Origin of the sequence: Streptomyces sp. NPDC058525, assembly GCF_042719495.1 — a bacterium.
GTDB lineage: Bacteria > Actinomycetota > Actinomycetes > Streptomycetales > Streptomycetaceae > Streptomyces.
Genome location: NZ_JBHXNP010000155.1, coordinates 1 through 15594, shown reverse-complemented (window position 1 = coordinate 15594; position 15594 = coordinate 1). Strand labels below are relative to the sequence as shown.

The window sequence follows — 15594 nt, the reverse complement described above, 5'->3', positions numbered from 1 at the left end:
GTCCAGCACTGGTCCAACAACAAGTGGGCGTTCTCCAGCATGGGCCTGCGGGCCACCGACGAGAACAACATCAAGCAGTGGAAGAGGGTCAACTCCTCCAACGCCGCCTCCAACGTCCCCAAGCTGACGGTCACCTACAACTACCGGCCGCGCACGGGCACCAAGCAGGAGGCCGGCCCGCCGTTCTTCTCCTACGGCGGCGCCTACACCGTCAACACGGTGACGCCGACACTGCGTGACACCTTCGTCGACGGCAACGGCGACAAGGTCAACGGCACCTTCCAGATCTTCGACTCCGCCACGGACACCCAGGTCGGCAACGTCATCGCCTCCGCGTTCGTGCCCTCCGGCCAGGTCGCCTCGGTGAAGGTTCCGGCCGGTGTGCTGACGAACGGCAAGACGTACAAGTTCCGTACTTCGCCGTACGACGGCACGCACTACAACCTCGCCTGGTCGGAGTGGAAGACGTTCACCGTCGACGCCTCCGCACCTTCCGCACCGACCGCGATCACCTCGACGGACTACCCCTCGAACGCGTGGGTCAAGGGCGCCGGCCAGGCCGGCACCTTCACCGTCACCCCGCCCGCCGCCGACCACCACTGGCTCGACTGGTCGCTCGACGGCGTGACCTGGAACCGGGTCGCGACCGACGGCGCCGCCGGCAGCAAGGCGATCTCGGTGACGCCGCCAAAGGACGGCACGCACACGCTGCGGGTGCGTTCGGCGGACAAGGCCGACAACAAGTCTGAGGCTCTCGAGTACTCCTTCCACGCCGGCCCCGGCGGCTTCCTGCAGCCCGCCGACGGCGTGCGCACCGCCCGCCGCGTCCCGCTGCAGGTCGAGGCCGAGGCCGGGAAGTACGACTCCGCGTCGTTCTCCTGGCGCCGCTCCGCGGCCGACCCCTGGGTGCACATCCCGACCGCCGACGGCACCTCCGGCGGCACCGCACTCAGCGCCTGGCCCGTCACGATGACCGGCGGCAAGACCCCGCAGCTCACCTGGAACGCCACGAACACCGTCGACCCCGACGGCACGGTCCAGATCAAGTCCGACTTCTCCGGCCCCGGCGGCGTCACCGGCTCCACCCAGCCGCTGACGATCGTCGTCGACCGCAACGCGGACGGCGCGGCCACCGAGACCGTCGGCCCCGGTTCGGTCAACCTGCTGACCGGTGACTACACCCTCGGCACCACCGACACGTCGTACTTCGGCCTGTCCGTGTCCCGCACCGCCTCCTCACGCACCCCTGACTCCGGTGCCGGCCAGCAGGGCCAAGCCGCCATCTTCGGCAAGGAGTGGGTGTCCGGAACGGTCGCCGAGGCACCCGCCTCCGACTACGCCCACATCCGCAAGGTCTCCGACACCGCCCTCGACGTGGTCCAGGGCGACGGCACCGGTATCGGCTTCACCGCCAACGCCGACCGCACCGGCTGGGTCGCCGAGCCCGGCGCCGAGTCCCTCACCCTGACCGGCGCCTTCACCGGCACCTTCACCCTGACGGACAACGAGGGCGGCCGCATCACCTTCGCCAAGCCCGACCCTGCCGCGACCACCTGGCAGGCCCAGACCGCCGGCAAGGACGGACTCGCGGACTCCACCTCCACGATCGTCTCCGAGACGGTCACCGCTGGCACCGAGCAGCTCGCCAGGCCGAAGCTGCTGATCGCTCCGACCGAGGCCGTCCCGGTCGCCACCTGCCGCACCACGCCCTCCACCAAGGGCTGCCGCGCCCTGGAGTTCGTGTACGCGACAAGCACCACGGCGACCGGCACCGCCGGCGACGCAGAGTTCGGAGACTTCGCCGGCCAGGTGAAGGAGCTTCGCCTCTGGTCCACCCAGCCCGGGGCGGCGGCCGCCACCGCAACCGCCGTGGCCGCCTACCGCTACGACAGCAACGGCAGCCTGCGCCAGTTCTGGGACCCGCGCCTGGGCCGTCAGACCGAGACGCAGTACGCCTACTCGGGCGGCCGGGTGACCCGGCTCGAGCCCGCCGGCCAGCTGCCGTACACCTTCACCTACGGCAACGCCGGAGCAGGCACCGCTCCGGGCGACGGCATGCTGCTCAAGGTCAGCCGCCCGGCCCTCAAGCAGGGCAGCACCACCGTGACCGAGGGTGACTCCGTCACCTCCGTCGTCTACGGCGTGCCGCTCACCGGCGCCTCCGCGCCGAACGCCATGGGCAGCGCCGACGTGCAGCACTGGGGCCAGCACAACGTCCCCACCGATGCCACCGCGATCCTCCCGCCGGACACCGTCCCGACGGCCCACGCGGGCGGATCGCTCAACGCCGCCTCCTACCGGCGGGCCACCGTCCACTACCTCGACGACTCGGGCCGGCAGGTCAACACCTCCACCCCGGGCGGCCACATCACCACGACCGAGTACGACCGTTTCGGCAACAATGTCCGGCAGCTCACTGCCGCCAACCGCGCTCTGGCGCTGGGCACGGCTCCGGCCCAGCAGGCCGAGCTCGCCGACCTCGGCCTCGCCGCGCTGTCCAGCGGTGAGCGCGCGCGCCTGCTGTCGCAGGAATCGCTCTACGACGCCCGCGGCGTCCGCGAGATCGAGACCTTCGGTCCCATGCGCCGCGTCGACCTGACCCAGCCCCTCAAGGAGGGCACGGCCACGCTGGTCGCCGCCGGCACGTCCGTCCCGGCCCGCCCCTGGACCGTCAAGGAGTACGACCAGGGCCGCCCGACCGACGGCACCGCCGCCATCAAGGACCAGGTGACCCTCGTTGTCACCGGCGCCCGAGTCCGCGACTACTACGCGGTCATGGGCGAGAAGCGCCACTTCGAGACCAAGTACGACTGGGCGAAGGGCCTCCCCACCCTGGAGATCAGGGACAGCGGCGGCCTGAACCTCACCACCAGCGTCTCCCACGACGCGCAGGGCCGGGTCACCGGCGTCGTGCCCCCTGGCGGCACCGGCCAGGACGCGGCCTCCCGCGTCATCACCTACTGGCAGGCCACCGGCACCGGCTCGTGCAAGGGCCGCCCCGAGTGGGCCGGCATGGAATGCTGGAACGGCCCGGCGGGCACCATCACCGGCGGGGCAGGCCAGCCCTCCCAGGTGACCGACAGCACCATCGAGTACGGCTACTACGGCCAGGTCACCAAGCGCACCGACACGGCCAACGGCGCCACGCGCACCACCGTCCAGCAGCACGACGCGGTCGGCCGCACCACCGTCACCACCGTGACCGGGCCCGGCGCCGCCGTCCCGCAGGTCACCACCACCTACGACCCCGCCACCGGTCAGGTCGTCAAGGCCTCGTCGACGACGGGCGGCACCATCACCACCCAGTTCGACAAGCTCGGCCGCACGGTCTCCTACGGTGACGCCGACGGCGGCACCACCACCACCGAGTACGACGCCCTCAACCGCCCGGTCAAGGTGAGCGACTCCGTACCGTCAACGGTGACCTACACCTACGACGACACGGCCGAGCCCCGCGGCCTGGCCACGCGGATCACCGACTCGGTCGCGGGCGCCTTCACCGCTGAGTACGACGCCAACGGCGCCGTCAGCGCGGAGACGCTGCCCGGCGGCTACAGCCTCGCCCAGAAGCGCAACAGCGCCGGCTCCGTCACCAGCCGCGTCTACAAGCGCGACGGCGACGGCACCGTGGTCTACGCCGACTCCGTCACAGAGACGGCCCACGCCCAGGTCAACTGGCACTCCGGCTGGTCCGAGCAGAACTACCGCTACGACGGCACCGGCCGACTCGTCCAGGTCGACGACACGGTCGACGGCCTCTGCACGCGCCGCACGTACGCCTTCGACGCGCGGTCCAACCGGACCTCGCTCACCACGGTCCCCGGGACCGCCGGAGCACCCTGCTCCGCCACCGGCGGAACGGTCAAGACGCACACCTACGACAGTGCGGACCGCCAGGTCGACACGGGCTACGCCTACGACGCCTTCGGCCGGACCACGGCCGTCCCCGGCAGCACCGTCGCCTACCACGCCAACGACCTCGTACAGCAGCAGACCACCGGATCCGACCGCCAGACCTGGCAGCTCGACTCCGAACTGCGGCCGCGCGGGTGGACCACCGAGTCGAACGCCTCGGGCACCTGGACCACCAAGGAAACCAAGGTCAACCACTACAGCTGCTCCTGCGACAGCCCCCGCTGGGTCGTCGAGAACACCGCCACCGGCGCGCTCACCCGCAACGTGACGTCCCCCAGCGGCGACCTGGCGGCGATCACCGGCAAGACCGGCGGCACCGTCCTGCAGCTCACCAACCGGCACGGTGACGTCTCGCTCATCCTGCCCCTGGACGCCGGCATCGCACCGACCGCGTACGACGCCGACGAGTACGGCAACGCCCGAGGCACAACGCCACGTTACGGCTGGCTCGGCGCCAAGCAGCGCTCGGCGGAGACCCCGGCCGGGCTCACCCTCATGGGCGTCCGCCTCTACAAGCCGGACACGGGCCGGTTCCTGTCCGTGGACCCGGTCCCCGGTGGCAACGACAACCCGTACGTCTACCCGGCCGACCCGATCAACATGTACGACCTCAACGGCATGTGGCGGGTCTCCTGGGGATGGGTCAGCGGAACGATCTACTTCAACAAGCGCGAGACCTTGCGCATGAAGTCGGCGTCCGAGATGCCGGCCATCGTGGCCGGCGCCCTGGCCCTCTTCTCCAACGCACACATCCTGCTGAAGTGGATCTGGCTCAACGCCGCAGCCATCGCCTGGCACGCCAAGCAGGCCGTCGACTACCGTCGTTGCATCAAGCTCAAGTGGCCCATCGGGTATCCCGGTCTGATCCCCGGGCAATACTCGAGCTACAGCGACGGATGCAGGTGACACATGCGTGAACGTGAGATCGCCGGAGCGGTGCTGCTCCTGATCACCGCGGGTGTGCTGGCGGCATCCCTGCCGTACACCCACGGGACGTCGGCCATCGCGCTGACCGTGGGCGGCATCAGCCTCACCCTCGCGGGCGCGGTAGTGGCGTTCCTACGAGCACGCAAGCGATAACGACCCAAGGAGCGATCGAGTCGGTGCTGGTCTTGCGGCGGCGTGCCCGCCGGGCGGAACGTTCGCAGACCGGCCCGATGATCGCGAGATGGGTCTCGGCATAGGCCTCATGGTGGCCCACTGAACCGTTGCAGTGGCCGTCGGCTTGCACTCGCCGCCGCCAGTCCTCGACACAGATCCACGTCGAGGACTGGCGGCGCCGCTCTTTGCCCGTGATGTCGGCGGTACTCACCCGATGATCACGACTCAGCGTCGGTGCCGACCGGGCCGCGGGGAAGCATCGAGTCCAGCCACTTCGGCAGCCACCAGTTGGTCCGGCCGAGGAGTGTCATGGTCGCCGGTACCAGCACCATGCGTACGACCGTGGCGTCGATGAAGATCGCGGTGGCCAGGCCGAGCCCGAACATTTTGGTGGAGGGGTCCTCGGCGACGGCGAAGGACAGGAAGACCGCCACCATGATGAGGGCGGCCGAGGTGATGATCCGGGCGGTGCGCGAGACGCCCTCAACGATCGCCGTGCTGTTGTCGCCGGTGCGCAGGTACTCCTCGCGTACGCGGGAGAGGAGGAACACCTCGTAGTCCATCGACAGGCCGAACAGGATGGCGAAGAGGAACATCGGGATGAACGACACGATCGGGACGGTCGCTTCCAGCCCGATGAGTGGGCCTCCCCAGCCCCACTGGAAGACCGCGACCATGATGCCGTAGGCCGCGCCGATGCTCAGCAGATTCAGCAGTACCGCCTTGAGCGGTACGAGTATCGAGCGGAAGACCAGCATCAGCAGCAGGAACGACGTCGCCAGCACGGCGGCGACGAACACCGGCAGGCGTTGGCTGGTGCGCTGGCCCACATCGGACAGGCTCGCGGCGGCGCCGCCGACGTGGGCCCTGGCCGGGCCGTGCCCGATCGCCGTGGGCAGCACGTCGGTGCGCAGCCGGGCGATGGTGTCGGCCGTGGCCTTGTCCTGAGGGCTGGTGGTCGGGAAGACCACGAGGGTTGCGATGCCGGTCGCCCGATCGATGTGCGTCGGCGCGACGGATGCGATGCCCGGATCCGCCGCGACCGCCCCGACGAGTCGGTCCAGCACTCCCGGATCACCGGTGGGGTCCGCGGCGATGACGAGGGGACCGTTGGTGCCCGGGCCGAACCCCTCGGCGACGAGGTCGTAGGCCCGGCGCTCGGTACGGCTGTGGGGCAGCGAGCCGTCGTCGGGCAGGCCGACGCGCAGGCCGAGCACGGGCAGCGTCGCGGTCAGCAGCAGCCCCGCCGCGCCGATCGCGTACAGCACCGGGTGCCGGCTGACGTGCCCGATCCAGCGCCGCCAACCGGCGGCGGGAGCGGCGCCCACCACCCTGTCCCGCGGCCGTACGAGTCGGGCCGGCTTCCCGGTCTGCAGAGCCCGGCCGATCCGGCCGGCCCGGGCCAGGCGTGGGCCGGCGGCGCCGAGGAAGGCCGGCAGAAGCGTCACCGACGCGACCACCATGGTCAGAACGACGATCGAGACGGCGAGCCCGCCCACCGTCATGAACGGCACGTTCGCGACCGCCAGGCCGAGGATCGATACGACGACGACGGCGCCGGCGAAGACCACGGGCCTCCCCGCCGTGGCCACCGCTCGTCCGGCCGCCTCGTGGGGATCGAGCCCGCGCGCGAGGTACTCCCGGTGCCTGGCGAGCACGAACAGCGCGTAGTCGATGCCCACTCCGAGTCCGACCATGCTGCCCAGAACGGGGGCGAAGGTCGGGACGTCCGTCACCCCCGCCAGTATCGTCATCGTGGCAACTCCGATGGTCAGCCCGAAGACCGCCATGCCGATCGGCAGCGCGGCGGCGACGAGCGAACCGAACGCCAAGAACAGGATCGCGGCCGCGGCGAGGAGGCCGATCAGCTCGCTTGCGCCGCCGTCGGAGTCGGAGAAGGCGTAGAAGAGGTTCCCGCCCATCTCGATGCGCAGGGGCAGCTCGGCGCGCAGCCGGTCGCCGAGATCGACGAGGGCGTCGAGGTCTTCGGCCGACAGCCGGCTCTGGTCGGGATACTGCACCCGGACGACCGCGATCCGCCCGTCGGCCGAGACAAGGCCGCCGCGCCCGGCGGTGTCCCCGCCCGCGTCGAGTGCCCCCGCCGGGTCGCTCGTACCGAGCACGTGCGGCAGCCGCTTCACCTCGGTCTGCAGCCGCGTGAGAGCGGTGCGCGCGCTGCCGTGGTCGAGGAACGTCGCACCGCCGTCGAGGGGGGTGACGACCACTTGGGCGGTCATCCCCTCCTGGCCGGTGCCGGCCCGCTCGATCAGTTCCGCGGCCCTTTGGGAGTCCAGCCCCGGAGCGGTCAGCGAGTCCGCGGTCCGCCCGCCGAAGGCGATCGCGGCGAGGACGGCGAGCGTGGCGGCGATCAGCCATGACGCGATCACCCGCCAGGGGTGACGGGCAGCGCCCCCGCCCAGGCGCAACAGGGCTTTCGAGAGCATCGGGTCCTCCAACCACCTCGTCGGCCGTCCTTGTACGGCCGCCGATGCCGAGGTTCGTCGCCACGGCGCTCGGCGGCATCGGCCCGCGGGCCGCGGATCCGTCGGCCCGGGGGAGGAGTGACGACCAGTCCTTTCGGCCGATGCGCGGCACGGCGCGGTCCCTAGGCTGAGAACCGTGCTAAGAGACGACCTGCGAACCCTGTGGACCGAACCCCGGCCGCCCGGCGCGCCCGCCCGGGTGCGGCGGGACTGGGCGCTGCTCGCCGCGGGCCTGGGTGGTGTGGTGCTGGAGGCCACCCTGCGCGAGCACGTCGTGTGGCGGCCGGTGGCGGTGGTGTTCGCCGTATGGCTGTGCCTGCTGCCCCTGGGGCGCCGGACCCGCCCGCTGGCGATGGTGACGCTGGCGTTCGGCTCGGTGGTCCTGCTTCAGGTGGCCTCGCTCGTCGCCGCACCGCGCGAGCCCGTCGGCCTGTACACCGGCACGGTCGTGCTGGTGCTGGTGTACGCGCTGCTCCGGTGGGGATCGGGACGCGAGATCGTGCTGGGCGGCGCGGTGATCCTCGCGGCCGGCGCGCTGTGTTCCGTTACGGACGAGACCCCGGTCGTCGAGAACGTCGTGGGCTTCGTCTTCCTGCTGCTGCCCGGCGTGGTCGGGGCTGCCGTGCGGTTCTGGGTGACCGCTCGCGAGCGGCAGTTGGAGCAGGTGCGCTCCCGCGAGCGCGAGCAGCTCGCCCGGGAACTGCACGACACGGTGGCCCACCACGTGTCGGCCATGGTGATCATCGCCCAGGCGGGCCGGGTGCTCGCGGGCACCGACCCGTCCGCCGCCGTCGAGGCGCTGGAGGGGGTCGAGGAGGAAGGGGCGCGCACGCTGGAGGAAATGCGGGCCATGGTCGCCGGGCTGCGCGACCGCGGGGTCGGCGCCGAGCTGGCGCCCCCTGCCGGAGTCGCGGATCTGGAGCGCCTGGTGCGCACCCCGGGTGGTCGCCTCAGGGTCGACTTGGGGCTCGACGGCGAACTGTACGCGCTGCCCCCGGCCGTGGACGCGGCCGTCTACCGGATCGTGCAGGAGTCGGTGACCAACGCGCTGCGCCATGCGGTCGACGCGACCGAGCTCGTCGTTCGGGTCGCCGCGGAACGGCACTCGGTACGGGTGAGCGTGCGCGACAACGGCCGGCGCACCGGCCGGGGGCGCGACGGATACGGACTTACCGGACTGCGCGAGCGCGCGACCCTGCTCGGCGGCACACTGGGAGCCGGCCCGGGTATCGACCGGGGCTGGCATGTCGAAGCCGAACTGCCGAGAGCGAGGACCGAGAGCGGTGTCCATTCGCGTCCTCGTCGCTGACGACCAGACGATCATCCGCACCGGGTTGCGGATCATGCTGAACGCCCAGCTCGGCATCGAGGTGGTCGGCGAGGCGGCCGACGGGCGGGAAGCGGTACGTCTGGCCCGCGAACTACGCCCCGACGTCTGCCTGTTCGACATCCGCATGCCCGTACTCGACGGGCTTGAGGCCACCCGGCTGGTCGCCGGCCCGGGCGTCGCCGACCCGCTGGCCGTGGTCGTCATCACCACGTTCGACCTCGACGAGTACGTCTACGGCGCGCTGCGTGCCGGTGCCCGCGGATTCCTCCTCAAGGACACGGGACCGGACCTTCTGGCGCAGGCCGTACGGTCGGCGTCCGGCGGTGAGGCGCTCATTGCGCCCAGCGTCACCGTCCGTCTGCTCCAGGCATTCGCGGGCCTGCCCGCCGGCCGGCCCGTAGCCCAGCCGGTCTCCCCCGTGACCGCCCGCGAGGAGCAGGTGCTCCTCGCCGTCGCTCGCGGGCTGACCAACACCGAGATCGCCGATGCACTGCACATCAGCCTCAGCACGGTGAAGACGCATCTGGCCAGCCTGATGGCCAAGCTCGGCGCCCGCAACCGGGTCGAGATCGCGATGTGGGCCTACGAAACGCGCCGTATCCTCCCCGGAACCTGAGCCGGGTGCCGGGCCATGTCCCGTGAGTCAGGGCCACCCGATGATCACGTCTCGATCGCCGGCGACCGTCTGCATGGGCCAGCGCCTCGGCATCGGCGCCGCAATGCTGCGACGAGACTTTCAGGTGGCCCTGAACTTGATCCCAGCTCGCGCACAGCCGTGGTTCATAGCGTCGCGGCATGGCTGGATCACACCGTCGTCGCCCGCGCCGTCGCCTTCTCGTCATGGTGACGGCCTCCGTCGCACTGAGCGGAAGTGTCGTTGCCGGTGCGGCGAACCTGCATGGGCACCCTATGGCGACAGCTTCCGTCACATCGGTGTCCTCTCCCGCGCCAGAGCCCCGTGGCAGCACGAAGACAGAGGCCCCGGCACCCGAACGCGAATCCAGTCTCGATCTCGATCTAGACCAGCTCCTCGCGGCCGAGCTGACTCAGGTCGCACCTGATGGCCACGGGCGGACATCGGTGGCGGTGATGGACCTGACAACGGGCGACCGAGCGGTATTCGGCGGCGGCCGGTACGACACCGCGAGCATCGTGAAGGTCGACATACTGGCGGCGCTGCTGCTACAGGCGCAGGACGCGGGTCGCGTTATCACCGCGCGGGAGCGCACCCAGGCGACGCAGATGATCCAGAACAGCGACAACGAAGCGACCACCGCGCTATGGACGGCTATCGGCGGCGCGGCGGGACTGGACGCCGCCAACCAGCGCCTGGGACTGACCGACACGACCGCGGGCCGGAACGGAAACTGGGGCCTCACGCAGACGACGACTGAAGACCAGCTGATTCTTCTGAAGGCGGTATTCGGCGCTGAGTCCATCCTGGTCCCGGCCGACAGGGACTTCATCGAGAGTCTGATGGAGAGCGTCGCGCCAGGTCAGGACTGGGGAGTGTCCGCCGCTGATTCCGACGCTGCGCTCAAGAACGGCTGGCTGCCCCGCACCGCCACCGGCCTGTGGGACATCAACAGCATCGGGCGTGTGCACGTCGATGGCCGAGAGTGGCTGATCGCGGTCCTGTCCGACGGCAACCTCACCCAAGCCGACGGAATAGCACTCGTCGAGGCCGCCACCCAGGCCGTCGCCTCGGTGATACATACGATCGGAAGCGCATCCTGAGCCGCATCACCCTGGTCAGCCGGTACGTGCCGATCAGGTAGATCGTAGCGATTCCCGGGCGGGGTCACTTATGGCGCGACATCGAGGCGGCTCTCAGCTTCCTTTGAGGTTGGTGCGATACGGATGAAACCATGACTGACAACGCACCGGCCGCCACCACCGTTCTCGTCGTCGACGACGAGCCGAACATCCGTGATCTTCTGTCCCAGACCTTGCGCCTGGTGGGCTTCGACGTGGTCGCGGCGGCGACGGGCTTCGAGGCCCTGACAGCGGCGGAGGCATCGCGGCCGGGCCTCATCGTGCTCGACGTGATGCTTCCCGATCTCGACGGTTTCGAGGTCGCGGCCCGACTGCGAACGGCCGGCCAGGACGTGCCAGTGCTGTTCCTCACGGCCAGGGATTCGCAAGACGACCGGATCCGGGGCCTGACGGCGGGCGGTGACGACTACGTGACGAAGCCATTCAGCCTGGAGGAGGTGGTGCTGCGGATCCGCGCCATTCTCCGCCGGACCCGCTCCGTCACCGGCGCCCCCGCAGAGGAGGTGCCCGATCCCGTGCTGCGCTACGCCGACCTCGAGCTCGACGAGGACCGGCACGAGGTACGCCGCGGCGGCACGCGCATCGATCTGTCACCCACTGAGTTCAACCTGCTGCGCTTCCTGCTCGAGCATCCGGGCCGGGTCATCGGTAAGGCGCAGATCCTGGACCGGGTGTGGTCCTACGACTTCGGCGGCGACAGCCGGATCGTGGAGTCCTACGTCTACTACCTCCGCAAGAAGCTCGACTCCAGCGGCCCCCGGCTCATCCACACCATCCGCGGTGTGGGGTACACCCTGCGGCTTCCGCACGGAAACCGGTGATGCGCCGCCTTCGACGGTGGCGCCATTGGACGCTGCGGTCCCGGCTCGTCGTGGTGAGCGCGGCCCTCACCGCTGTCGCCCTCATCGGCGCCAATACGGCCGGGGTGATCCTGCTGCGCTCCTATCTCGTCGACCGCGTCGACCGGCAGCTGGCCATTCCCGGTCTGGGCGGCCAGCAGCAGCGGCTGGTGCGCAGCCTCGCCGACCCGGCACCGGACGGGTCGCGCACCCCGGCGCCCGGCGACCAGTTCCTGTCCGGAGTGTTCGGTTCCGACGCCCGGATCTACCTAGTCGAGCAAAGCGGCAAGAGCGCCGTCTACCCGCAGGATGATCCTGAACCCGGTCCCGCCCTGCCGGCCGTGGCGGAACTGGCCGAGCGCACGGGCGTGCCGTTCACCGTTCCAGGCCAGGAGGGCGGCGCCGACTGGCGGGCTGTCGTCAAGGTGGTAGAGCCGACGACCGGCCTGCAGCAGGGCGGGTTCATCGTCACCGCCATCTCCCTGGCACAGGTGGAGGAGACCACGGATCGGCTGATGCTGATCGACGCGGCCGTCGTCGCAGGCGCACTCGCCCTGCTGGGGGCGGGGGCGGCGTTCCTGGTCCGGGTGGGACTGCGGCCCCTCACACGTATGGAAGCCACCGCCGGGCTCATCGCGGCGGGGGACCTCTCACAGCGCGTGCCCGACACGGACCCCCACACGGAGCCGGGCCGGCTGGGCGGGGCGATGAACGCGATGCTGGGCCGGGTGGAGTACGAGATCGGGGCCCGCACGGCCTCCGAGCTGAAGCTGCGGCGCTTCCTCGCCGATGCCTCGCACGAACTCCGTACCCCCTTGACGTCGATCCGCGGCTTCGCCGAGCTCTACCGGCGCGGCGGTGACCCCGCGGACGCGATGCGGCGCATCGAGGCGGAGGCCGCGCGGATGGGGGTGCTCGTAGAGGACCTTCTGATGCTGGCCCGGCTCGACGAACAGCGGGAACCGCAAAAGCTGCCCGTCGATCTTCTGGAACTCGCGCTGGACGTGGCGCGGGCTCTGCATGCCCGCTCCACGAGCCGTGTCGTGCAGATCCTGGACCTCGACGAATCGGACGCTCTCATCGAACCCATGACCGTGATCGGTGATCCGCTGCAGTTGCGGCAGGTACTCGGCAACCTCCTGGCCAACGCCGACCGCCACACACCCCCCAGCGCCCACATCACCCTACGGATCGGCTCCCGACGGCCCGACACGCTCGGCCCGGCCCTCGCCGCCACGGGCACCGCAGCGTCCGCTGACCGTCCGGCCGCGGTCATCGAGGTCGCCGACACGGGCCCGGGGGTGCCGCCCGGGCATGCCCCATACGTGTTCGAGCGGCTCTACCGCGCCGACCCGGCGCGCACCGGCGGCGGCGCAGGGCTCGGGCTGGCGATCGCCGCGGCGATCGTGGAGGCGCACGGCGGCCGGCTGGATCTGGCGGCCCAACCCCCAGGCACGGGGGCGACGTTCCGCGTCATCCTGCCGCTCCCGTAAAAATCGCTTCGGATTCCCAGGTGGCTTTGAGGTTGGGCCCAGGGTCCGCTGAACCTGGACTGCCAGCATCACCACTCGTACGGACGGCCGGCCACGTCAGTGGCCGGCGGTAGTCGGATTCAAGGGAGTGGTGAGGATGCGAACGGCGCTCACAGCGCGTGCGCTGACATTGCCGGCCGCCGCAATCGTGGCGATGGGCCTGCTGACAGGCTGCGGCGGATCGGACAGCGACAGTTCGAAGGTGGCCTCTCTCAGCGGTGCGGGCAGCAGCTCGGGCGGCGCAGGCTCGGCCAAGAGCGATGCCGAGCAGTCGCAGGAGTTCGTGTCCTGCATGCGGGACAACGGTGTCGACATGGAGGACCCGGACCCTGAGACGGGGAAGCTGAACCTCCAGTCCGTGATGGGCGGCGGCGCCGACTCCGGGGCTTTGCGCACCGCGATGGAAGCATGCCGTGACAAGGCGCCGCAGGCCATGAAGGACCGCGGCGGCCAGGGCACCCCGGACGCCGCGCAGCTGGAGAACATGAAGAAGTTCGCGGCGTGCATGCGCGAGAACGGTGTCGACATGGACGACCCCGGGCCCGAGGGCCTCGACCGGGAGTCGATGAACATGAGCGATCCGAACTTCCAGGATGCCATGGGTGAGTGTCGCGAGTTCCTCGGCGGCATGATGGGAGGCCCGAAGTGACTCTGCATGACACCACCGAGAACCACCTGGCCGACGACAGCACCGAAAGCGACGACGGCTCCGGCGGTCAGGCCCCCGCGGCGAGCCGCCGTGGGAAGCGCCCTCTGCGTACCTCGCTGATCTCCATCGCGGTGCTGGTCATCGCCGGCGCGGGCGTCGCTGCCGCGACCGGAGTCCTGGGTGGGGACGGCGATTCGGCCGCCTCAGCCGCCCCGGCGGGCCCGCCCAAGACCGCGAAGGTCCAAAGCGCCTCGTTGACGCGTACCGAAACCGTCAACGGCAACCTCGGGTACGGCGACGCCACTGCGGTTCAGGCCCCGCCTTCCGCCAGCGCCACGTCCGCCAGTACCGGCCAGGGCGGCCAGGGTGCGCAGAGCAACGGCTCGGGAGTGGTCACGTGGCTGCCGGCGGAGGGCGCCACCATCAAGCGCGGTGAAACCGTGTACAGCATCGATGAGCGCAAGGTGCCGCTCCTGTACGGGTCCACCCCCCTCTACCGCACGATCCAGTCCGGCAGTGAGGGCAAGGATGTCAAGCTGCTGGAGGAGAACCTCTCCGCCCTCGGATACACCGGTTTCACGGTGGACGACGAGTACACCGACGCCACCGCCACCGCGGTGAAGGCGTGGCAGGAGGACCTCGGCCGCGAAGAGACCGGAACCATCGCGCCGGGAGACGCCGTCGTGGCCGCCGGCGAGCGCCGGGTAGCCGACGTCAAGGCCGCCGGCGGCAGCTCGCCCACCGGGGACATCCTCACCTGGACCGGCACCGAGCGTATCGTCACGGTCGACCTCGAAGTCAAGTTCGAGGACCTCGTCGACGACCGCACCAAGGCCACCCTCAAGCTCCCCGACGGCACCAAGGTCGACGCCACCGTCAAGGACATCGGCACCGCGGCCACCGCCGCCCCGGCCACCGGCAGCACCGCCGGCTCCACAGGGTCCGCCGCCAGTTCCACCGACGCCACGCTCCCGATCAAGCTCGAGGTCAAGGATCAGAGCAAGCTCGGCCGTTACCAGGCCGCGCCAGTGGACGTCACCTTCGAGGCCGAGACCCGCAAGGACGTCCTGACCGTTCCGATCAACGCCCTGGTGGCGCTCCGTGAAGGCGGCTACGCGCTCGAAACCGTCGGCACCAAGGGCATCGAATACCTCCCGGTGGAGCTCGGCATGTTCGCCGGCGGACTGGTCGAGGTCTCCGGCCAGGGCGTCACCGCCGGCCTGGTCGTAGGGGTTCCCAAGTGACCCCTGCCACCCCACCGGTCATCGAGCTGAACGGGGTGACCAAGTCCTACGGCGATGTGGCCGCCCTCGCCGGAGCCGACCTGGTGGTACGGCGCGGTGAACTCCTGGCCGTCGTCGGGCCCTCCGGCTCCGGCAAGTCCACCATGCTCAACATCATCGGCACCCTCAGCCGGCCGACCACCGGAACCGTCGCCATCGACGGCCACAACATCTCGGAGCTCAGCGACCGCGAACTGTCCGCGCTGCGCGCCGGCACGATCGGCTTCGTCTTCCAGCAGTTCCACCTCGCCCCCGGCGTCCCCGCCCTGGACAGCGTCGCCGACGGACTGCTCTACAGCGGCAAGCCACGCCGTGAACGACGAGAGCTCGCCGAACAGACCCTGCGCCGGGTGGGCCTGGGCCACCGGCTGTACAACGAACCGCACCAGCTGTCGGGCGGTGAGAAGCAGCGTGTCGCCATCGCCCGTGCCGTCCTCGGCGACCCGCCCCTGCTGCTCGCCGACGAGCCGACCGGCGCACTCGACTCCCGCTCCGGGGCGGTGGTCATGGAGCTTCTCCACGAACTACACGACGCCGGAACCACCGTCGTGATCATCACTCACGACCGTGACATCGCCGCATCCCTGCCCCGAGAGGTCCGCATCAAGGACGGCCGCATCGAACATGACTCCGCCCTTCCGGGCCACGCCTACGAGAGGGCCGGGGCATGACCACCAGTGCACCAC

General features: G+C 70.5%; 11 protein-coding genes. 10 read left to right on the top strand and 1 reads right to left on the bottom strand.

All coding sequences use genetic code 11. The features are described 5' to 3' along the window. A partial coding sequence (locus ACFWP3_RS39650; protein WP_384231343.1) for an RHS repeat-associated core domain-containing protein occupies positions 1 to 4821 on the top strand: 4821 nt, incomplete at its 5' end. Between the two features lie 3 nt (positions 4822 to 4824). After that, positions 4825 to 4995: a hypothetical protein gene (locus ACFWP3_RS39645; protein ID WP_384231341.1), complete on the top strand. Its 171-nt coding sequence runs from the start codon at positions 4825 to 4827 to the stop codon at positions 4993 to 4995. 239 nt (positions 4996 to 5234) lie between these two features. Here ACFWP3_RS39645 and ACFWP3_RS39640 read toward each other — a convergent pair whose 3' ends face one another. Beyond that, entirely contained in the window at positions 5235 to 7460 is a 2226-nt protein-coding gene (locus ACFWP3_RS39640) for an MMPL family transporter (RefSeq protein ID WP_384231338.1), read from the bottom strand. Between the two features lie 175 nt (positions 7461 to 7635). Here ACFWP3_RS39640 and ACFWP3_RS39635 point away from each other — a divergent pair, with 175 nt between their 5' ends. From ACFWP3_RS39635 to ACFWP3_RS39600, 8 genes are all read left to right on the top strand, one after another. Then, positions 7636 to 8808, top strand: coding sequence for a sensor histidine kinase (locus tag ACFWP3_RS39635; protein ID WP_384231336.1), 1173 nt, complete (start codon positions 7636 to 7638; stop codon positions 8806 to 8808). After that, the gene (locus ACFWP3_RS39630) at positions 8783 to 9445 is read left to right on the top strand and encodes a response regulator (RefSeq protein WP_384231334.1); all 663 of its coding nucleotides are present in this window, start codon (positions 8783 to 8785) and stop codon (positions 9443 to 9445) included. Before ACFWP3_RS39635 ends, ACFWP3_RS39630 begins: the two co-directional genes overlap by 26 nt. A gap of 224 nt (positions 9446 to 9669) precedes the next feature. Beyond that, the gene (locus tag ACFWP3_RS39625) at positions 9670 to 10566 is read left to right on the top strand and encodes a serine hydrolase (RefSeq protein WP_384231331.1); all 897 of its coding nucleotides are present in this window, start codon (positions 9670 to 9672) and stop codon (positions 10564 to 10566) included. 131 nt (positions 10567 to 10697) lie between these two features. After that, positions 10698 to 11426, top strand: a complete 729-nt coding sequence (locus ACFWP3_RS39620) for a response regulator transcription factor (protein ID WP_384231329.1) — start codon at positions 10698 to 10700, stop codon at positions 11424 to 11426. Then, complete coding sequence (locus ACFWP3_RS39615) at positions 11426 to 12937, top strand: ATP-binding protein (RefSeq protein ID WP_384231326.1); 1512 nt, start codon at positions 11426 to 11428, stop codon at positions 12935 to 12937. The genes ACFWP3_RS39620 and ACFWP3_RS39615 overlap by 1 nt, the downstream gene beginning before the upstream one ends. Before the next feature lie 136 nt (positions 12938 to 13073). Further along, on the top strand, positions 13074 to 13625 hold the full coding sequence (locus tag ACFWP3_RS39610) for a hypothetical protein (protein ID WP_384231324.1): 552 nt from the start codon (positions 13074 to 13076) through the stop codon (positions 13623 to 13625). Further along, a complete protein-coding gene (locus ACFWP3_RS39605) occupies positions 13622 to 14869 on the top strand; it encodes a peptidoglycan-binding protein (RefSeq protein ID WP_384231322.1) in 1248 nt (415 codons plus the stop codon). Before ACFWP3_RS39610 ends, ACFWP3_RS39605 begins: the two co-directional genes overlap by 4 nt. Then, on the top strand, positions 14866 to 15579 hold the full coding sequence (locus ACFWP3_RS39600) for an ABC transporter ATP-binding protein (RefSeq protein WP_384231319.1): 714 nt from the start codon (positions 14866 to 14868) through the stop codon (positions 15577 to 15579). The genes ACFWP3_RS39605 and ACFWP3_RS39600 overlap by 4 nt, the downstream gene beginning before the upstream one ends. The last annotated feature ends 15 nt before the right edge of the window (positions 15580 to 15594 follow it).